19 protein-coding genes are annotated in these 19,145 nt (G+C 68.7%); 4 read left to right on the forward strand and 15 right to left on the reverse strand.

All coding sequences use genetic code 11. The annotated features are described in order from the left end of the window. Positions 1 to 19: 19 nt before the first annotated feature. Entirely contained in the window at positions 20 to 403 is a 384-nt protein-coding gene (locus G432_RS09865) for a hypothetical protein (protein ID WP_015458681.1), read from the reverse strand. A 274-nt stretch (positions 404 to 677) separates the two neighbouring features. Between G432_RS09865 and G432_RS09870 the strand changes: the two genes are divergently transcribed. Then, positions 678 to 1,400 (forward strand): TorF family putative porin, encoded by a 723-nt coding sequence (locus G432_RS09870; RefSeq protein WP_015458682.1) that lies wholly within the window; start codon positions 678 to 680, stop codon positions 1,398 to 1,400. Between the two features lie 108 nt (positions 1,401 to 1,508). Here G432_RS09870 and G432_RS09875 read toward each other — a convergent pair whose 3' ends face one another. From G432_RS09875 to G432_RS09915, 9 genes are all read right to left on the reverse strand, one after another. Continuing rightward, positions 1,509 to 3,062 (reverse strand): ATP-binding cassette domain-containing protein, encoded by a 1,554-nt coding sequence (locus G432_RS09875; protein WP_015458683.1) that lies wholly within the window; start codon positions 3,060 to 3,062, stop codon positions 1,509 to 1,511. Further along, positions 3,059 to 3,847, reverse strand: coding sequence for an ABC transporter permease (locus G432_RS09880; protein ID WP_015458684.1), 789 nt, complete (start codon positions 3,845 to 3,847; stop codon positions 3,059 to 3,061). The genes G432_RS09875 and G432_RS09880 overlap by 4 nt, the downstream gene beginning before the upstream one ends. Further along, on the reverse strand, positions 3,844 to 4,764 hold the full coding sequence (locus G432_RS09885; protein WP_015458685.1) for an ABC transporter permease: 921 nt from the start codon (positions 4,762 to 4,764) through the stop codon (positions 3,844 to 3,846). Before G432_RS09885 ends, G432_RS09880 begins: the two co-directional genes overlap by 4 nt. A 78-nt stretch (positions 4,765 to 4,842) precedes the next feature. After that, on the reverse strand, positions 4,843 to 5,265 hold the full coding sequence (locus G432_RS09890; RefSeq protein WP_015458686.1) for a DUF3035 domain-containing protein: 423 nt from the start codon (positions 5,263 to 5,265) through the stop codon (positions 4,843 to 4,845). Next, on the reverse strand, positions 5,258 to 5,770 hold the full coding sequence (lspA, locus tag G432_RS09895) for a signal peptidase II (protein ID WP_015458687.1): 513 nt from the start codon (positions 5,768 to 5,770) through the stop codon (positions 5,258 to 5,260). The genes G432_RS09890 and lspA overlap by 8 nt, the downstream gene beginning before the upstream one ends. Continuing rightward, on the reverse strand, positions 5,763 to 8,600 hold the full coding sequence (gene ileS, locus G432_RS09900) for an isoleucine--tRNA ligase (RefSeq protein ID WP_015458688.1): 2,838 nt from the start codon (positions 8,598 to 8,600) through the stop codon (positions 5,763 to 5,765). Before ileS ends, lspA begins: the two co-directional genes overlap by 8 nt. A gap of 72 nt (positions 8,601 to 8,672) precedes the next feature. Beyond that, a complete protein-coding gene (locus tag G432_RS09905; RefSeq protein ID WP_015458689.1) occupies positions 8,673 to 9,614 on the reverse strand; it encodes a bifunctional riboflavin kinase/FAD synthetase in 942 nt (313 codons plus the stop codon). A gap of 38 nt (positions 9,615 to 9,652) precedes the next feature. After that, the gene (locus G432_RS09910) at positions 9,653 to 10,129 is read right to left on the reverse strand and encodes a dihydrofolate reductase (protein WP_015458690.1); all 477 of its coding nucleotides are present in this window, start codon (positions 10,127 to 10,129) and stop codon (positions 9,653 to 9,655) included. Next, complete coding sequence (locus G432_RS09915; RefSeq protein WP_015458691.1) at positions 10,126 to 10,920, reverse strand: thymidylate synthase; 795 nt, start codon at positions 10,918 to 10,920, stop codon at positions 10,126 to 10,128. The genes G432_RS09910 and G432_RS09915 overlap by 4 nt, the downstream gene beginning before the upstream one ends. A 165-nt stretch (positions 10,921 to 11,085) precedes the next feature. Between G432_RS09915 and G432_RS23710 the strand changes: the two genes are divergently transcribed. Next, positions 11,086 to 11,253: a hypothetical protein gene (locus G432_RS23710; protein WP_187293994.1), complete on the forward strand. Its 168-nt coding sequence runs from the start codon at positions 11,086 to 11,088 to the stop codon at positions 11,251 to 11,253. Between the two features lie 49 nt (positions 11,254 to 11,302). Here the strand turns inward: G432_RS23710 and G432_RS09920 are convergent, their stop codons facing one another. The 4 genes from G432_RS09920 to G432_RS09930 form a co-directional block, all read right to left on the reverse strand. Then, a complete protein-coding gene (locus G432_RS09920; protein ID WP_015458692.1) occupies positions 11,303 to 12,445 on the reverse strand; it encodes a glycosyltransferase in 1,143 nt (380 codons plus the stop codon). A gap of 152 nt (positions 12,446 to 12,597) precedes the next feature. Continuing rightward, positions 12,598 to 14,271 carry a hypothetical protein gene (locus G432_RS09925; RefSeq protein WP_015458693.1) on the reverse strand — a complete coding sequence of 558 codons (1,674 nt, stop codon included), beginning with the start codon at positions 14,269 to 14,271 and terminating at the stop codon, positions 12,598 to 12,600. A 33-nt stretch (positions 14,272 to 14,304) separates the two neighbouring features. Beyond that, positions 14,305 to 14,439, reverse strand: coding sequence for a hypothetical protein (locus G432_RS24280; protein ID WP_269078664.1), 135 nt, complete (start codon positions 14,437 to 14,439; stop codon positions 14,305 to 14,307). 90 nt (positions 14,440 to 14,529) lie between these two features. After that, positions 14,530 to 15,375: a LysR family transcriptional regulator gene (locus G432_RS09930; protein WP_041865316.1), complete on the reverse strand. Its 846-nt coding sequence runs from the start codon at positions 15,373 to 15,375 to the stop codon at positions 14,530 to 14,532. 99 nt (positions 15,376 to 15,474) lie between these two features. Between G432_RS09930 and G432_RS09935 the strand changes: the two genes are divergently transcribed. Further along, complete coding sequence (locus tag G432_RS09935; protein ID WP_015458695.1) at positions 15,475 to 16,944, forward strand: amidohydrolase family protein; 1,470 nt, start codon at positions 15,475 to 15,477, stop codon at positions 16,942 to 16,944. Between the two features lie 8 nt (positions 16,945 to 16,952). Beyond that, positions 16,953 to 18,122, forward strand: coding sequence for an amidohydrolase family protein (locus tag G432_RS09940; protein ID WP_015458696.1), 1,170 nt, complete (start codon positions 16,953 to 16,955; stop codon positions 18,120 to 18,122). A 482-nt stretch (positions 18,123 to 18,604) separates the two neighbouring features. Here G432_RS09940 and G432_RS09950 read toward each other — a convergent pair whose 3' ends face one another. Then, a complete protein-coding gene (locus G432_RS09950; protein ID WP_015458698.1) occupies positions 18,605 to 19,072 on the reverse strand; it encodes a MarR family winged helix-turn-helix transcriptional regulator in 468 nt (155 codons plus the stop codon). Positions 19,073 to 19,145 lie beyond the last annotated feature (73 nt).

Here is a 19,145-nt window from a genome sequence, read left to right on the forward strand (position 1 = left end):
ACGGCCGCCGCCGGCGGGATCAGGCGGCCGGGCCGCGCCGGGCGACGAGCGCGGCCATCGCCGCCAGCGCGGTCGCGATCTCGGCGGCGAGGCGCCGTGCGGCGGCGCGGCAATCGCCCCGGCGGGCCGTGCGCTGGCGCAGCAATATCTCCATCCCCGCCGCGCTGAACGTCGCCGTTTCGGATGCCAGCGCATCGAATCGCCGGCGCGCGATCGGCGTCGCGCGGCCATAGCCGGCGGCGATATCTTCCGCCGAGGCCCGGTCTTCCGGGGGCGATTCCATCCCCGCCAGCCGCTCCACGAGCGCAAGCGCGCCCGCCAGCCGCGCGAAACGCCGGCCGGGATCGTCCGCATCCTCGGCCGCAGCCGGGATCGGGGGGGCAAGGGCATGATTTCCCGTCATCTGCGCCTTCGGCGATAGCAGGCCGCCGGTAAGGAAAGCCTAAACGATTCGCCCGCCGGGCCGGCCGCGCGCATGGACATCATCTGTTGCGATCCAGCAACAGTTTGTCTGATTCCCCCTCGCGAACGGCCAATTCCGTTTGTGCAGTGCGAAAAGCCCATGCACAAAAGAGCCGTTCCGAAGGCAGCCGGCCCGCCACGTCTATAGTGGAAAATGAGGCCCGGCGCTGAAGGCGCGGGGAATGGAACGAACACAAGAAGGGGAAACATTTCTCATGCGCAAGATTCTGCTGGGCCTTCCGGCCCTGGCCCTTTTCGCCGCGTCCGCACCCGCCTTTGCCGGCGGCACCGAGCCGATCGAGGGCATCACCATCAGCGGCGGCATCACCGGCGTCACCGACTATCGTTTCCGCGGCGTATCGCTGACGGACAAGGATCTCGCCATCCAGCCGACGCTGACCATCAGCCACAAGAGCGGCTTCTATGTCGGCACCTGGATGTCGAACCTGAAGGACAGCTATACCTATGGCAGCTGGGAAACCGATCTCTACGCCGGCTGGACGGGCGAGGTCGGCGCCGGCATCACCGTCGACGCCGCCGTGCTCTATTACACCTATCTCGATGGCCGCGGCGACAGCGACTATTTCGAACCCTATGTCAGCGCGTCCTACACGATCGGCCCCGTCACCGCGAAGGCGGGCGTGAACTGGGCGATCTCGTCCAACGCGACGGGCAATGAGGACTGGTTCTACAGCTACGGCCAGCTTTCCGCCGCCATTCCCAGCACGCCCATCACCGTGACCGGCAAGTTCGGCCACCAGGAACTGGGCAATTATGCGCACAGCTACAGCGACTGGTCGCTCGGCGCCTCGGCCACCTTCGGCGTGATAACCGCCGGCGTCACCTATTCCGGCACCAACATCAAGGGCATCCGCCCCTATGCCGAACCCCGGCTGGCGGACGATGCCGTGGTCTTCTCGCTCGGCGTCGCCTTCTGAACGACACTCCGGGCAAGCCGGAGCGAGAAAGGGCGCGTGGGCAACCACGCGCCTTCTTTTTTGGGCCGAGTGGCAAATCCGGCGGAACCGGATTTGCCAAACCGCCCCTCAGGCGCTGGCGGCGACGAGCGCGCGGGTGACGGGATGACAGGGCGTGCGGATCACCGCCTCCATATCGCCTTCCTCCACGATCCTGCCGCCTTCCATCACCGCGATCCGCCCGCATAGCCGCCGGGCGACGGCCAGATCGTGGGAAATGAACAAGATCGCCAGCCCGCGCGCGCGCTGAAGCCGCGCCAGCAGATCCAGCACGCGGCCCGCCACCAGCACGTCGAGCGCGGACGTCGCCTCGTCGAGCAGCAGCATCTCCGGCTCCGCCACCAGGGCACGGGCGATGGCCACGCGCTGCGCCTGCCCGCCGGAAAGCGTGGCCGGCCTCCGCCTGGCAATCGCCGGCTCCAGCTCCACCTCGGCGATCGCCCTCGCCACCGCCTCGTCCCGCGCGGCGGCATCCAGCCCCGGCCGCAGATGGCGCAGCGGCTCGGCAATGATATCGGCCACGCGCCATTGCGGATCGAGGCTCGCCACCGGATCCTGGAAGACAGGCTGGATCAGCCGCCGATCGCCCGGCCGCATCGCCTTGCGCGGCGGCAGATCCCGGCCCTGCCAGCGGACCGCGCCGGCATCGGCCGGGCCGATCCGGGCGATGGCGCGGCCCAGCGTGGACTTGCCCGATCCCGATCCACCGACGATCGCCAGCCCTTCGCCCCGGCCCAGCCCGATCGAGACGCCCGCCACCGCCGCGATGCGCCCGCGCCGCCAGCCCGGCCGGGGAAAGGAAACCGCGACGCCCCGCGCCTCCAGCAACGTCCCGCCCGCCTGCGGGAGATCGGGCGGCGGATCGGTGAGCCGGGGGCTGGCCGCGATCAGCGCGCGGGTATAATCGGCGCGCGGGTCGGCGAATATCCGCGCCGCATCCCCCGCCTCGGCGACATGGCCTTCCTCCAGCACCACCACCCGATCGGCATGCTCGGCCACCGCCGGCAGATCGTGGCTGACCAGCAGCAGCGCCAATCCCTCCTCCCGCCGCAGCCGCGCGATCAGGGCCATGACATCGCGGCGCAGGCCGGCATCGAGCGCGGTCGTCGGCTCGTCCGCCACCAGCAGGCGCGGGCCGTGGGCGATGGCGGCGGCGATCATCACCCGCTGGCGCTGCCCGCCGGACAGGCGATGGGGATATTGATCGAGCCACTCGTCGCCGCGATCGAGGCCGACGCGGGCCATCAGCGTCACCAGATCGCGCCGGTCGGGCCGGGGCGCCCCGGCCTGCCGCCATGCCTCGTCCAGCTGGCGACCGATCCTGAGATGGGGCGTGAGCGCGGTCAGCGGCTGCTGGAAGACGAAGCCGGCATGGCCAGCACGCAGCCGCCGCAGCCGCGCCTCGTCCGCACCGACCAATTCCTCCCCGCAGAGCCGCGCCGATCCCATGGCGCGAAGCGGGGAGAGGCCGAAGGGGGCGAGGCAGGTCTGGCTCTTGCCCGATCCCGATGCCCCCACCAGCGCCACGCATTCGCCCGCCGCGATGGCGAAATCGACGCCGCGCACGATCGCCCGGTCGCCGGCATGCACCTCCAGCCCCGCGACCGCATAGACCGCGCTCATGCCAGACGATCCCGCAAATCCTCGCCGATCAGGGTGAGGCAGATCAGGATCGTCACCAATATCCCGCCCGGCAGCAGCAGCGCGTGGGGCGCCACGTCCATGTCGTCCGCCCCTTCCTTCACCAATATGCCGAGCGAGGTCAGCGGCTCCTGCACGCCGAGGCCGAGGAAGGAGAGGAAACTTTCGATCATCACCACCTGCGGGATCGTCAGCAGCAGATAGGCGATGGCGATGCCGGCGAGATTGGGCAGGATATGGCCGATCATGATCGCCGGCGCCCGCGCGCCCGCCGCCTCGGCCGCGAGCACGAAGGGGCGTTCGCGCAGCGCCAGCACCTGGCCGCGCACCACGCGGGCCATCGTCAGCCATTCCACCGCGCCGATGCCGAGGAAGACGAGCAGGATCGACCGGCCGAACAGCACCATCAGCAGGATGACGACGAACATGAAGGGCAGCGCATAGAGCCCGTCGACGATCCGCATCATCGCCTCGTCGGTGCGGCCGCCCTTCCAGCCCGCGACCGCGCCCCAGGCGACGCCGATCAGCAGCGACACGCCGGCCGCCGCCGCCGCGACCAGCAGGGTGATCCGGGTGCCGGCGAGCGAACGGGCCAGCAGATCGCGGCCCACCATGTCGGTGCCGAGCGGATGGCCGGGGCTTCCCGGCGGCACGCGCACGGCATTCCAGTCGATGGCGTCATGCCGCCACGGCAGCAGCATCGGCCCGACGATCGCGGCGAGGATCACCAGCCCCAGCAGGAGGACGGGCAGGCGCGCCGCCTTCATCCGCGTATCCGCGGATCGAGCCAGCCATAAGCGAGGTCGGCGATCAGGTTGAACAGCAGGATCAGCGCGGCGTAGAGGATGACCACCGCCAGCACCAGGGGATAATCTCGGTTGAGCGCGCCCTGCACGAAATAGCCGCCGAGGCCGGGCAGCGCGAACACCGTTTCGATCACCACCGCGCCGGTGAGCAGCCCGGCGGCGGCCGGCCCCAGATAGCTCGCCACCGGCACCAGCGCCGGCCGGAGCGCATGGCGGACGAGGACGCGCAGCGGCGACAGGCCCCGCGCCCGCGCGGTGCGGACATGATCCTGCGCCAGCGCCGTCGCCAGGCCCGCGCGCGCCAGCTTGGCGATGGCGCCCGCCACCGGCAAGGCAAGCGCGATCACCGGCAGCACCAGGAAGTCTGGCCGGCCATCGCCCCAGCCCGATACGGGCAGCCAGCCGAGCCAGAGCGCGAAGACCAGCGCCAGCACCGGCCCGGTGACGAAGCTGGGCAGCGCGGTGAGCAGGGTCATCGCCAGCATGATGGCATGATCGATCGGCCGGCCGGCGCGCGCGGCGGCGAACAGCCCCGCGCCGATGCCGATCGCCAGCGACGCCACCAGCGCGAGTGCGCCCAAGGTGAGCGACACCGGCAGCCCCTGCGCCACCAGATCGGTGACGGTGAAGTCGCGATAGACGAGGGACGGCCCGAAATCCCCCTGCGCGATCCGCAGGAGATAGCGCCACACCTGCTCGTGCAGCGGCAGATCGAGGCCATAGGCACGGGCGAGCGCGGCCTCGGTCGCGGGATCGAGCGCGCGTTCGCTGTCGAACGGGCCGCCCGGCGCGACCTTCATCAGCAGGAAGGAGAGGATGACGACCGCCAGCAGCGTCGGCAACGCCGTCAGCAGCCGGCGGAGGATCAGCGCGCGCATCGCGGGCGGGCTATGCCGCGGCCGCCCGCGCAAGGGCGGGCGGACGGGAAAGGGAAGACGGGCGGAAAGCCGCCACCCTTATTGGGGCGTGGTGACCGTCGCGTCCTGGCCGGGGCCTTCGGGCGCCGCGATGATGTCGCGCGTCACCGCGCCCTTGTTCACCACGGCGGTATCGGGGTCGCCGGCCTGGGACCGGATGGCGGGCGCGGCTGCCTTGCCCGTCTGGTCGATCAGCCCGCTCTCGCCGCCGCTGCGCGGGGCCTGGCCGCCGAACATCGCCTGCAGCGCCTGGGTGGAGGAGTCGGCCTCCTGCGGGCGCGGCGCGCCGGGCTTGGGCGGCACCAGCGCGAAATCGGGCGGGATAACCAGCGGCGCCTGCCGCGCGACGGCGAACTCGTCCGGCCCGCTGCGGCCCGCAAACACCCCGCCCTGCTTGCCGCCGCAGGCCGCAAGCGCCAGCAGCGATGCGGTGGCGGCCCCGACGATGACAATCTTACGCATTCAGTTTCTCCGCAGGATCGGAACGGTCGCGCGTCAGGAAGGCGCGCAGCACCAGCAGCAGGACGCCGATGGTAATGGCGGCGTCCGCGACATTGAAGACCAAAAAGGGATACCAGCCGCCGATATGCGGCCCGAGGAAATCGACGACATAGCCCAGCCGCACGCGATCGACGATATTGCCGATCGCGCCGCCCAGCACGAGGCCGAGGGCGATCGTGTCCGCGCGGTTCTTCTCGCGCCACATCCAGATCAGCACGACCAGCGCGATGGTGGCCGTCATCCCCACCAGCAGCCAGCGTTCCAGCGCGCTGCCGGCGGTGAGGAAGCCCATCGAAACGCCGTAATTCTCCACCCAGCGCAGGTTGAAGAAGGAGGTGATCTCGATCTCGCGCACGACCTGGAGGTCGAGCGGGCCGCTGACCAGCCACTTCAGCAGCTGATCGAGGATGAAGACGATCGCCGCGGCGGCAAGCCCCAGCGCGACGCGCGGGCGGCGATCACCCATTCACCACCTCGTCGCACCGGCCGCAGAGCGTGCCGTCCTGCGTCACTTCGGGCAGGTGGCGCCAGCAGCGGCCGCATTTGTGGCGCTCGGTGACGATCACCGTCACCCCCTCGCCATCGGTTTCCGCGGTGGACAGGCGGGAAACGATGCAGATCTCGTCGAACGGAACGGAAGCCACCGCCGCGCGATCGCCGGCATCGCCCAGGCCGAGGATGATCTCCGCCTCCAGGCTCGATCCCAGCCTCTTCTCGCGCCGCAGCGGCTCGACCGCTTCGGTCACCAGCGCGCGGAGCGTGCGCAGGCGGCTCCACTTCGCCGCCATGGCGTCATCCGCCCAGCCGGTATCCACCACCGGCCATTCCAGCAGGTGCACGCTGCCCGCTTCCGGATAGCGGGTGCCCCATACTTCCTCGGCGGTGAAGCAGAGGATCGGCGCGGCATAGCGCACCAGCGTGTGGAACAGCGTGTCGAGCACGGTGCGATAGGCCCGCCGCTTCGCGCTGCCGGGGGCATCGCAATAAAGGCTGTCCTTGCGGATATCGAAGAAGAAGGCCGACAGGTCGTTATTGGCGAAATCGGTCAGCGCGCGGGCAAAGGCGTTGAATTCGAACGCATCCGCCGCGCGGCGGAGTTCCGCATCCAGCTTTGCCAGCAGGTGGAGGACATAGCGCTCCAGCTCCGGCATTTCCGCCACCGGCAGCCGCTCCGCCTCGTCGAAGCCGTCCAGCGCGCCGAGCAGGTAGCGGAAGGTGTTGCGCAACTTGCGATAGGCATCCGACGTGCCCGACAAGATCTCCTTGCCGATGCGGACATCCTCGAAATAGTCGGTCGAGGCGACCCACAGGCGCAGGATATCGGCGCCGCTTTCGTTGATGATCTTCAGCGGATCGACGACGTTGCCGATCGACTTGGACATCTTGCGGCCCTGCCCGTCCAGCGCGAAGCCGTGGGTCAGCACCGCATCATAAGGCGCGCGGCCGCGCGTGCCGCAGCTTTCGAGCAGGCTGGACTGGAACCAGCCGCGATGCTGGTCCGACCCTTCCAGATAGAGGTTGGCGCGCACGCCCTCCCCGTATCGCGCCTCGATGGTGAAGGCATGGGTGGAGCCGGAATCGAACCACACGTCGAGGATGTCGTTGATCGGCTCATAATCGGCGGCGTCATAGGCATCGCCCAGCAGCGCCTGATGATCGGCGGTGAACCAGGCATCGGCGCCGCCCGCCTTGAAGGCATCGACGATGCGGGCGTTGACGGCGGTGTCGCGCAGATATTCGCCGGTCTTGCGATGCACATAGAGCGCGATCGGCACACCCCAGGCGCGCTGGCGCGAAATCACCCAGTCCGGCCGGCCTTCCACCATCGCATGGATGCGGTTGCGCGACTTCTCCGGCACCCAGCGCGTCCGCTCGATCGCATCCAGCGCCAGTTGCCGCAAGGTCGGGCCGTTGCCCTGCGCGTGGCCGCGCGTATCGCCCTCGACCCCCGATTCCACCACCGGCAGCGCCTCGCGCCCGCCGATCTCGCGATCCATCGGGATGAACCATTGCGGCGTGCAGCGGAAGATCACCTTCGCCTTGGACCGCCAGCTATGCGGATAGCTGTGCTTATAGTCGTAGCTCGCCGCCAGCAGCGCGCCCGCTTCGCGCAGGTCCGAACAGATCGGCCCGTCCGGCGCGTTGAACTTGGGATTGATGACGGAGCCCTGCCCGCCGAGCCAGCCCCAGTCCTCGCGATATTTGCCGTCGTCGGCCACCGCGAAGACGGGATCGATGCCGTTGGCCTTGCACAGCAGGAAATCGTCCTCGCCATGGTCCGGCGCCATGTGGACGAGGCCGGTGCCGGTATCGGTGGTGACGAAATCGCCGGCCAGCAGCGGACGCGGCTTGGCGAAGAAACCGCCGAGATGGTGCATCGGGTGGCGGGCGACGGTGCCGGCGAGGGTGCGCCCCGGCATTGCGGACGACCGTTCCGCTACAGCAATGCCCGTGCGCGCGATGAAGGCATCCGCCAAATCCGCGGCCACCAGATATTTGCGATCCGCCGCGAGCAGGACATATTCAACGTCCGGCCCGTAAGCGAGCGCCTGGTTGACCGGGATCGTCCAGGGCGTCGTCGTCCAGATCACCGCATAGGCGCCCTTCAGCGCCTCGATCGGCGAGTCCGTGATCTCGAACGCCACGTCGATCTGGGTGGAGGTGATATCCTCATATTCCACCTCGGCCTCGGCCAATGCGGTCTTTTCGACCGGGCTCCACATCACCGGCTTGGCGCCGCGATAGAGCTGGCCCGATTCCGCGAACTTCAGAAGCTCGCCGACGATCGCCGCCTCGGCATCGAACTTCATGGTGAGATAGGGATCGTCCCAATCGCCCATCACGCCCAGCCGCTTGAACTGTTCGCGCTGCACCGCCACCCATTTTTCGGCATAAGCGCGGCATTCGGCGCGGAACTGGACGGGATCGACCTCGTCCTTGTTCAGCTTCTTCGCGCGATAGGCTTCCTCGACCTTCCATTCGATCGGCAGGCCGTGGCAGTCCCAGCCGGGCACATAGGGCGCATCCTTGCCCATCAGGGATTGCGAACGGACGATGATGTCCTTCAGCACCTTGTTCATGGCGTGGCCCATGTGGATGTCGCCATTGGCGTAGGGCGGGCCATCGTGGAGGATGAAGCGTTCGCGGCCCGCGCGTTCCTTGCGCAGCCGGCCGTAAATGTCGTCCGCCGCCCACTGCGCCAGAATCGCCGGCTCCTTCGCGGCGAGGCCGGCCTTCATCGGAAAGGCGGTCTTCGGCAGGAAGACGGTTTCGCGGTAGTCAGGTGCGTCGGACATCGGGGGCTTCGGCCTGGCAATAAGGTGATCGGGCCTGGCCGCCGCCGGGGCGGCCGCCAAGGTTTTCACGCTCTAGGGTAGCGGCGGTGCCGCCGCAAGCCGGCGCGCCGCTTCGGCGCAATCGGCATCGATCTGCGCCTTCAGCGCCTCCAGCCCGTCGAAGCGCAGCTCGGGCCGGATGAAGGATATCAGCTCCACCGCGATCGTCTCGCCATAAAGGCTGCCGGAATAATCGAAGAAATACGGCTCCAGCAGCTCCTTGGGCGGATCGAAGCTGGGGCGGATGCCCAGATTGGCCGCCCCGCCCACCACGCGCCCGCCGGGCAGCCGGCCGCGCACGGCATAGATGCCGTAGGCCGGGCGCAGATAATCGCCCATGTCGATATTGGCGGTGGGAAAGCCGATCTGGCGGCCCACCTTGTCGCCGTGGATCACCACGCCCTCGATCGCGAAGGGGCGGGTGAGGAGGGCGGCCGCCGCCTCGCAATCGCCGCGCTGCAGGGCATCGCGGATGCGGCTGGAGGATATCTGCCCTTCCGCGTCCGCCACCGGCGCCACCGCCTCGGTCGCGATGCCGAGCGCCTCGCCCAGTTCGGCCAGCACCGCGACATTGCCGCCGCGCGCCTTGCCGAAGGTGAAATCCTGCCCCGTCACCACCGCCGCCGCGCCGGTGCGCCCGGCGATGCGTTCGCGCACGAATTGCTCGGCGCTTTCGCCGGCCAGCTCCGCATCGAAGCGGAAGACCAGCATCGCATCGGCCCCCGCCTCGGCGAACAGGCGCGCGCGCTGGTCCAATGTCGTCAGCCGGAAAGGCGGGGTATCGGGGCGGAAGAAGCGCACCGGATGCGGATCGAAGGTGGCGACGATCAGCGGCCGCCCTTCCGCCCGCGCCCGTTCGCGCGCACGGGCGACGACGGCCTGGTGGCCGCGATGGAATCCATCGAAATTGCCGAGCGCGATCACGCCCCCGCGCAGGCGATCGGGCAGCGGGGCATCGTTGGTCAGCCGGTCCATGGCGCGAGGGCTATAGGAAAGCGGGCGCGCCGGCACAATCAGCGGTTGCGCTCGATCGTCACGAAATCGAAATCGGGGCCGCCCATTTCGCGGTTCGCGACCCGCCAGCCGGCGCCGAGCGGCGGCATCTTCGTATCCCCCTCCACGGTGCGGTGCACCTCGGTCAGCTCGATCCGGTCCGCTTGCGGCATGAAGAGCGCGTAGATCTCCGCCCCGCCGATCACGGCCACCTCCTCCACATCGCCGGCAAGCGCGATCGCCTGATCGACCGAATGGGCGACTTCCGCGCCGTCCGCCGCCCAGGCCGGATCGCGCGTCAGCACGATATGGCGGCGGCCGGGCAGCGGCTTGGGAAAGCTCTCGAAGGTCTTGCGCCCCATCACCATCGGCTTGCCCATGGTCATGGCCTTGAACCGCTTCAGGTCCTCCGGCAGCCGCCAGGGCAGCCGGCCGCCGCGCCCGATCACGCCATTATCGGCCCGCGCGACGTAGAAGGTGATGCGCGGCCGGCTCATATCGCCACCGGCGCCGCGATATGCGGGTGCGGATCATAATCCACGAAGGCGAAATCCTCATATTCATAGGCGTCGATCGAAGGCGGCCGGCGCCTGATCTCCAGCCTCGGCAGCGGCCGGGGATCGCGGCCCAGCTGCTCGCGCGCCTGATCGAGATGGTTGGAATAAAGGTGGCAATCGCCGCCGGTCCAGATGAACTCGCCCGGCTCCAGCCCGCATTGCTGGGCGAGCATGTGGGTGAGGAGCGCATAGGAAGCGATGTTGAACGGCACGCCCAGGAACACGTCGCAGCTCCGCTGGTAGAGCTGGAGGCTGAGCCGGCCGTTGGCGACATGCGTCTGGAACAGGCAATGGCAGGGGGAAAGCGCCATCCGGGGCAGGTCCGCCGGGTTCCACGCCGTCACGATCTGGCGGCGCGATCCGGGATCGCGGTTGATGAGATCGATCAGCGCGGCGATCTGGTCGACATGCACGCCGCCCGGCCCTTCCCAGTCGCGCCACTGCTTGCCGTAGACGGGGCCGAGATCGCCGTTCGCGTCCGCCCATTCGTCCCAGATGCTGACCTTCCGGTCCTTGAGCCAGGCGATGTTGGTATCGCCGCGCAGGAACCAGAGAAGCTCGATGATGATCGAGCGCAGGTGCAGCTTCTTGGTGGTGACGAGCGGGAATCCCGCCGCCAGATCCCAGCGCATCTGGTGCCCGAACACCGAAAGGGTGCCCACGCCGGTGCGGTCGGCCTGGGGCGTGCCTTCGTCGAGGATGCGGCGGATCAGCGCGAGATAATTGTCCATCGCTGCCGCTTATGGCGGCGCACGGCGCGGCGCGCAACGCCGGGGGCGGCCCGCCCCGCATGCCGGACGGACGGATTCGCGCTCGTCCGTTCGCTGTGGCATGGTGCTGCCATGAGATCCGACCGGGCGTCCGCGCCGGGCGCCCCATCTGGCAAGGAGGCCTAAATGGGTATCGACCGCGATTTCATCTGGCGTCGCTATATCGAGGAATGCGCCGCCGCGAAGACGGCCAAGGCGCGCGATGCGCAATCCGCCCACCAGCATCTCGCCAGCCGTTTCGGCGAGCAGATCCGCATCATGCGCAGCGGCCGCCCGCCCAACCTGGTGGTCTGAAGGGATTTCGCGGCCGCTCCCGCATCTGCCGGGGCGGCCGCGATCCGGCCTATTTCTTCTTCCAGACGAACAGCGACGACGCCGAATAATTCCACAGCGTGCCGATGACGATGCCGGCCGCCGAGGAAAGCCACCAGGTGAACTTCTCGGTATACATGATGTTGGCGACGCCGACATTGCCGATCACGCCGATGCCGCAGATGGCATAGAAGGCGATCAGGCCGGTCAGGAAGCTCCACCCCTTCTTCCGCTTGTCGCGATAGGTGAGGATGTTGTTGAAGACGTAGTTGGTCGTCATCGCGACCACCGTCGCCACCGTCTGCGCCGCCACGAAGGTGGATTTCAGCCCGAAATACAAGGCGGCGAAGGTGGCGAAGTGCACCACCACGCCCGATCCGCCGACCAGCGCGAACAGGAGCAGCCGGGCCGGGATGAAGCGGCCGACCAGCTTGTCGACGATGAGGACGAGATATTCCCACAATACCGCGCTATCGAGCTTGCTTTCGCCATGCTGGCGGGTGCGGAACTCATAGGGCACCTCGGCGAAGCGCAGCGGCGGATCGGCCGAGGCGAACAGATCGAGCAGGATCTTGTAGCCTTCGCCCGAAAGCCCGCGCATCGTGCGTTCGAAGGCGTCGCGGTTGATCATGAAGAAGCCGCTCATCGGGTCCTTCAGGTCCGATTTGAGGACCAGGCCGGCGAGCCGGGTGGCGAACTGGCTCATCCGCGCGCGCTTGCTGTCCCATTCGCCTAGGCCGCCGCCATCGGTGTAGCGCGATCCGACGACGATATCATATTGGCCGCTGCGCAAGAGTTCGAGCATCTCGGGCAGCTTGCGTTCGTCATGCTGCAGATCGGCATCGATCACGGCGAGCTTGGTGGCGCCCGTGGCCAGCATGCCTTCGATCACCGCGGTGGAAAGCCCGCGCCGGCCGACGCGCTGGATGGCGCGGACATTCTGGTTGTCGATCGACATCTCGCGGACGAATTCGGCGGTGCCATCGGGCGAATCGTCGTCGACGACGATCATCTCCCACCGCACGCCCTGCAGCGCATCTTCGAGAAGGCCGTATAGCCTGCCGACATTCTCGCGCTCATTATAGGTGGGAACGATGACGGCAAGCTCGATCGGGCGGCGCGCCGCGCGGCCCATGTCGATCCGGCGATCGCCTTCGGATGATACGTCAAGCACTCGATTTCTCCGCCGAATTGCCGCTTTGGCGTCCGTCCGCCCGCATCCTATGCTGCAAAGCAAAAATTCCCCCGCCACGCGCCCGCGGTCAAGCCCAGAACGCATCCGGCCCGCCGATCGGCGTTCCTAGCCGGATTTCCTTTGAATTTCGTTCATTTGGTGGCGGGACGCGCCCGGAATCGCCAGATGCGGGCGATGAACAACCCCTGGCTTTCGCGTTCCTCCACCAATTCCCACCGGGGATCGGCGGCGAGGCGGCCGGCGATCGGCCCTGCCTCCAGATGGCGGGGATGGCCGTCGATCGCCGCGCGCACGTCGCGATAGGAACCCGCCGCCACGCGGCCGACCAGGATCGCGGGCGCGCCGGCATCGATCACGGCGGCGGCCGGCGCGGTCGCGCCGAACAGCGGGCTTCCGGTCGCGAAGCGGACGAGCCGGTCGCCCGCCGGCGGTTCCGCCTGCCAGATCGCCACATCGTCATGGAAGCGCCAACGCGTCGGCAGCGCGGCATAGCCCAGCGGATCGCCGGGCTCGAAGATCAGGGTCGCCGCACTATCCTTGCCGATCGCCTCGGCGAACATCCGCCCCGGCCCATGGGCGAAGAGCGGCGCGTGCCGCCAGAGCAGGCCGGTGGCGATCAGCCCGCCCGCGACGATGGCGGCGACGGCGCCGCGCGACAACAGCGCCAGCGGGCGGCGCGCCGGCAGGCCCATCCCCGACAGGCCCACCGCGATCGCGGCGGCGGCGAAGGGCATCATCCAATAGCTGTAGGTGGGCTTGATCGCGTTCAGCGTATCCAGCGCGATATCGGCGCCGATGGTGATGGCGAGCCCGAGGAGGACGACCGCCACGAGGGAGAGGAAGGCGCCCCGCCGCGCCGGCTCCATCCCGCCCGCCGCCAGCCGCCACAGCGCGGCGGCCCCGGCCAGCACCAATCCTGCCAGCAGCAGCGACGCCGCCACCGGATAGACCATGTGGATCGATCCCACGAACAGGCGCGAGAGATAGATGGCATAGGTGGCGATCGATCCGCCGCCGGCGGCATGATCCACCTGCCCGCTGGCCGCGACGATGAAGGGCAGCACCGCCACGCTGAGCGCCGCGCCCAGCGCGCCGGAGACGGCCAGCACGATCAGCGCCCGCCGGTCGCCGATATGCCGCGCGATCAGCACCACGAACACGCACGCGCTCATCACCGCGCCGAAGAAATGGACATGCACCGTCGCCGCGCACAGCAGCGCCACGGCGAGGGGCGCGCGCCAGCCGCGATTCCAGGCGGGATCGACGATGGCGAGGAAGGGGGCGATCATCGCGCAGGCAAGCGCCAGATAGAGCGGATAGGCGCGGATTTCCGGCGCCGTCATCGCGATCTGCGGGTTGAGGCAGAGGATCGCCAGCGCGATCGCCGCACAGCCGGGGCCGAACCGCCGGCGCAGCGCCGCCGCCATCACCACCAGCCCGAGGACCAGCAGCGCGCCGTGCAGCAGCCGCAGCCCCAGCGGCGACAGCGCGAACAGGTGCACGCCCAGCCAGTCCAGCGCATAGCTGCCCAGCGGCATGCGATCGTCCGGCACCACGAACAGCGCCTTGGGCGTGCCGAGCAGCCAGTGGACCATCTTGAGGAAAGGCAGGCCGCTGCCCGACAATTGGGTGGTCTCGTCGATCCAGATATCCTGGACGAAGGCGAAACGGCAGACGACGGCGGCAAACAGGGCGATCAGCAGCAGCGATATGCCGTCCGCCCAATGGAATCCCGGCCAGGGGGGCTGGGTGCCGAACGGCCCGCCCGCCACCGCCCGGTCGATCGGGCCGCGCTGCTTCAGCAAGGGGCGTATCCGGACGGGCAAAAGACGGGCCGGTCATTCATCGCCGTCGTCCTTCCCCCTTTTGTGCCAGACGAAATAATAAAGGAGCAGCAATATGCCGAAGATCACGATCATCGTGATCAGGTTCTGCAAGGTATATTGCGTCGATCCGTTGCCCCCGAAACGCATGACCGTCCCCCATCTGGCAGTAAAGCGTTACACGCTAGCGACCATGGGAGAAAGTCCCGAACGCATGAGGCGGCGGCCGGGCGGCCGCGATCACCGGCCCCGGCGTTCCGCCAGCACGTCGCGAACCATGTCGGCAAGCCCGCCGATCGCGCCGTCGGCGGTGCGGGCATAGAGCGATATCGCCATCGGCGCGACGGGGCCGAAGGCCGGCCGTTCGCGCACGGCCGCGCCTTGCACGGCGCCCACCGGCAGCAGCGACAGGCCCAGCCCCGCCTCCACCGCCGCCAGCACGCTCTGCAGGCTGCTTCCCGAGAAAGCGACATACCAGCGCCGCCCCTGCCGTTCGAGCGCATCGAACATCTGGTCGCGATAGAGCCCGCCGGGCGGGAAGGTGACGAGCGGCAGCGGATCGCGCGCGACCAGCGCATCGTCCGCGCCGATGAACCAGCCCAGCGGTTCGGGGAAGGCGGCAAGGCTGCCATTGCCGGCCGCCATTTCCTTCACGATCGCCAGATCGAACTCGCCGTCGCGATAGCGGGTGGCGAGATCGCGGCTGAGGCCGGTGGTCACGTCCAGCCGGATCGCCTTGTCGCCGGCCATGAACCGCGCGAAGCCTTCCGCCATCGCGCCCGTCGCCAGATCCTCGGGCAGGCCGATATGGATGGGCGCGGTGCCCGCCGGATCGCGGAGCAGCAGCTCCGCCTCGTCCTGCAGGGCCAGGATGCGGCGGGCATGGCCGACCAGCCGTTCGCCGGCCGCCGTCAGCCGCACGGGCCGGGCGGATCGATCGATCAGATCGCGGCCCAGAACCTCCTCCAGCCGGCCGAGCTGCTGGCTGATGGTCGATTGCGTCATGTTCAGCCGATGCGCCGCCAGCGTGAAATTGCCGCTGTCGGCGATGGCGACGAAGCTCCTGAGCAGGCGGGGATCGAGCATGACATCATCATGAACCTTAATGGAGATCATGATAACATCTAATTTGTGAATATGGCTTCCCGCGCCTAGCTTGGCGATATCTTTTCCGGGAGCCGCCTGATGTCCTCCACGCTTCGCGGCGCGATCGCCGCCCTCCTCGCCTTCGCCGCGCCGATCGCGACGGTTTTCCCCGCGCAGGCCGCCGCCAGGGCCGGCGACGTCATCATCCGCCACGCCACGATCGTGGACGTGGAGCATGCCCGAACGCTGGCCGATCAGGCCGTGGTGACGCGCGGCGGCGATATCGTCGCCACCGGCCCCGACGCGAAGGTGGCCAGAAGCTGGCAGGCCAAGCGGAGCATCGACGCCACCGGCCGCTTCCTGATCCCCGGCCTGTGGGACATGCACATGCATTTCGGCGGCGGCCCCGAGCTGATCGAGGAAAACAAGGCGCTGCTGCCGCTCTACATCGCCCACGGCATCACCACGATCCGCGATTGCGCGGGCGACATGCCCTATGACGTGCTGGCCTGGCGCGACGAGATCGCGCGCGGCACGCTGGCCGGGCCGACCCTGCTCACCTCCGGACCCAAGATCGAAGGCATCAAGCCGATCTGGAAGGGCACGCTGGAGGTGGGATCGCAGGCGGAGGTCGATGCCGCGATCGCCCGGCTGAAGGGCCTCAAGGTCGATTTCGTGAAGATCACCGACAGCACGCTGAAGCCGGAGCTGTTCCTTTATGCCGTATCGCAGGCGAAGGCGGCGGGGCTGCGCACCTCGGGCCATATCCCGATGGCGCTCACCGTCGGCCAGGCGGTCAATGCCGGGATCAGCTCGATCGAGCATCTCGATTATGCCTTCAAGGCCGGGGTGAAGGACGAGGCGCGGATCGCCGCCGATTTCGCCGCCGGGCGGATCGACCGGGCGGAGGCCAACCGCGAGCTGGACGCCGGTTTCGATCCGGCGACGGCGATGGCCGCCTATCGCACCTTCGCGGCGAAGGGCGTGTTCGTCACCCCCACGCTGAACGGCAGCCGCGTGCTCGCCTGGCTGGACAGCGATACCCATGCGGACGACGCCTATCTCGCTTATATCGGGCCGAAGCTGCGCAAGACCTATGACTGGCGCATCCAGCGCGCCGCCCAGGCCGATGCCGCCAGAATCGCGGCGCGCCACGATCATTTCGATCGCATGGCCGCCACCCTGCCGATGCTGCGCGATGCCGGCGTCACCATCATCGCGGGCACCGATGCGGGCTTCCTCAATTCCTTCAACTATCCGGGCATCGGCCTGCATGACGAGCTGTCGCTGTTCGTCGCCAAGGGGCTGACGCCGGCCGACGCGCTTTCCGCCGCCACCCGCGCCGGGCCGGCCTGGTTCGGGCGGCTCGACCGCTACGGATCGGTCACGCCGGGCAAGGCGGCCGATCTCGTCCTGCTCGACGCCAATCCCCTGCAGGATATCGCCGCCACCCGCGCGATCGAGACCGTGATCCTGCGCGGCGAGGTGCACGACCGCGCCGATCTGGACCGCATGCTGGCCGAAGCCCGCGCCAAGGTGGCCGCCTGGAACGCCGCCGAGGCCAAGTGAGCGCCCCCGTGATCGACACGCTCTTCACCAATGCGCGGCTGGCCGACGGCAGCTTGGCGACGCTCGCCGTGGCCGCGGGCCGCTTCGTATCCGTGGGCATCGCCCCGAGGGACCGGCAGGCGGCCGAAACCGTCGACCTTGGCGGGCGGCTGGTGCTGCCCGGCTTCGTCGACGGCCATATCCACCTCGACAAGAGCTTCGTCGGCGATCGCTGGCACCCGCACCGGCCGGCCGCGACGCTGCGCGAGCGGCTCGCCAACGAGAAGGCGCTGCTGGCGGGCGCCCGCCCGGTGGCGGAACGTGCCGAGGCGCTGATCGCGCTCGCCGCCGGCCATGGCACGATGGCGATGCGCAGCCATGTCGACGTCGACGCGACCACCGGCCTCGCCAATCTCCACGCCGTGATGGAGGCGCGTGAGCGCTGGGCCGGGCGGATGGCGATCGAGCTGGTCGCCTTCCCGCAGGCGGGCATCCTCACCTGCCCTGGCACCGCCGACATCCTCGATGCCGCCATCCGCGAGGGCGCGGACGTGATCGGCGGCATCGATCCGACCACGCTGGACGGCGATGCCGACGGCCATCTCGATATCGTCTTCGGCATCGCCGACCGGCGCGGCGCGAAGGTGGACATCCACCTGCACGAGCCCGGCGAGGGCGGCATCGCCCAGCTCGGCCGGATCGCGGAGCGCACCGCCACGCTGGGCCTGAACGGCCGCGTCGCCGTGAGCCACGCTTATGCGCTGGGCGACGTGCCTGGGGCCGAGGTCGATCGCATCGCCGAACGCCTCGCCACGGCCGGCGTCGCGATCATGACCAACGCGCCCGGCAACCGCGCCTTCCCGCCCATCGCCCGCCTGCGCGCGGCCGGCGTCACCGTCTTTGCCGGCAACGACAATATCCGCGACGCCTGGTGGCCCTATGGCGATGCGGACATGCTGCGCCGGGCGATGCTGATCGGCTACCGCTCCGGCTTCTACACCGATGCCGATCTGGAAACGGCGCTGGACATGGCGAGCGGATCGGCCGCCCGCGTCCTCGGCCTCGACGGCTACGGAATCGCGCCGGGATGCGCCGCGGATTTCGTGGCGATGGATGCGCAGAACGCCGCGGCGGCCGTCGCCGGCGTGCCGGCCGCGCGGCAGCTCTTCCGTAAAGGAAAAGCGATTACGGCCCTTTAATGAACGTCGTTCATTGCCTCTTGCGGGCGGCCGCCAACATGATACCCTCCCCCTGCGATCACCGTAAGAGTGACGAATGGAGAGGTGCTTTCATGGAGCACTATGAGTCCGTGGTGCAGGAGTGCGGCTTCCGCTTGCTGTGCGTCGCAAGCGGCTTGGTGGCGAGCTTCTCCGCCATCATCTATCTCGCGCTGACCTGACGCCTCTCCGGCGCCGATCGGCGCCCACCTTCGGGGTGGCCCGGCGCGCGAGCAGGAAAGTCCCGTCAACCCGCCCCAACCCGTCATTCCCGCGCAGGCGGGAATCCATTGTGTCGGGAGCCATCGACTCAATCGAGCCAGCCGTGCCCATGGATTAGCCGCGCCGACCCACGGCTCCCGCCTTCCTGGGAAGGACGATCGGGGGAGAGAAATGCCCGCTTCCCATTCAGGCGCACAGCGATCCGAAACGCGGCAGCCCTTCCGGCCGGGAATCCACGCAGCCTAGCCCGCCGATCCCGCCTGCTCGGCCGCGCATTCGGCCTGTATTTCCTCCAGCCGGTCGTTGAGCTTGCCGATCAGCCGGGCGAGCTGCAGCGCCTCCTCGTCCGTGAGCGCGCGATAGAGGCTGTCGACGAAGCGCTGCTTAGTGGGTTCCGCCGCGCACAGCGCCGCCAGCCCGGCATCGGTGATCGAGATATATTTGGCCCGCCGGTCGGCCGGGTCCTGATCGCGCCGCACCAGCCCCTCGCGCTCCAGCGCGTCGATCGCCACCGTCACCGTCCGGGGGGCATAGGCCATGCTTTCGGCGATGTCGGTGGAGCGGACCGGCCCTTCCTTATGGATATAGCCCAGCAGCCGCGCCCGCGCGAAGGACGCGCCGGTATCCTTCATCAGCCCGTCCAGCAGCCGGTGCGTCCGCAGGTAGAAATCCCGGAGCCCCGCCGAAACCGCGTCCCTCGCCACCGTCATGTCGCATCCCGCCAGAATATGTATGTATGCATACTATATGGTCTTGCCTGATAGCGCGATCAGGTGCAAGGGG

It is taken from the genome of Sphingomonas sp. MM-1, from assembly GCF_000347675.2.
Classification (GTDB): domain Bacteria; phylum Pseudomonadota; class Alphaproteobacteria; order Sphingomonadales; family Sphingomonadaceae; genus Sphingomonas_E; species Sphingomonas_E fennica.